The 714-nt window shown below is 40.9% G+C and carries 2 protein-coding genes; both read left to right on the plus strand.

The genetic code is table 11. The annotated features are described in order from the left end of the window. A partial coding sequence (locus ACODS7_RS32345) for a 2,3-dihydroxybenzoate--AMP ligase (protein WP_488828658.1) occupies positions 1-469 on the plus strand: 469 nt, incomplete at its 5' end. After that, the coding region (locus ACODS7_RS32350) for a phage adaptor protein (protein ID WP_488828660.1) at positions 426-714 on the plus strand (289 nt) is incomplete at its 3' end. The genes ACODS7_RS32345 and ACODS7_RS32350, both read left to right, overlap by 44 nt.

Raw genomic sequence — 714 nt, forward strand, 5'->3', positions numbered from 1 at the left:
AAATGCGTATGAAAAACGCGGTTTTCAACGAACATTTCTCAATGATATCTATCATATAGAAGAACGATTACAAGAATACGATCCTCAGTTATACCTTATGTGGAATCCTAAGAACGGGGAACATGTCATCATGGATGGATTGTTAGAAATGTCGATTATGAAAATTCCACAAATCGGATTTGAAGAATTAGATTCTCGCATCGTAGACCACATCAAGAGAATTCATACAGCGAACGGCTTCTCCGCGGTTCAAACTGTGGAAGATACAGAGAGTAAGAGACAACAAGAACAAGAAAGACAGCTTCAAGATTTAGCGGAAGATTACGCAAAAGAATCAAAAGAAGCCTTTTGGAACGCGCATACATATGGCCGTGTGGATGGCGTACAGAAATATGTACAGGGTGTAAATGGGGGAGGGAATAGAAATGAACCTTCAGGAGTTAATCATGCAAGTGAATCGGGATGTTGACGACATGTTTGAAAATGGAGATATTCAACATTGGCTGAATCGTGCATTAGATGATATCACCCCGATTGCAAGGATTGAAAAGAGAGCCACGTTAGAGTATCCGTACACCTTACCAAGTGACGTACAAGATATAGAACGAGTCATGCAAACGAATACAGTATTTCCGCGCATACCTGTAGGGGAAGAACAGCAACAAGGGTATTGGGTGTGGGGAAATGAATTGATGATACCAGGTGGAAATCAAC

The organism is Bacillus sp. FG16, from assembly GCF_057809515.1.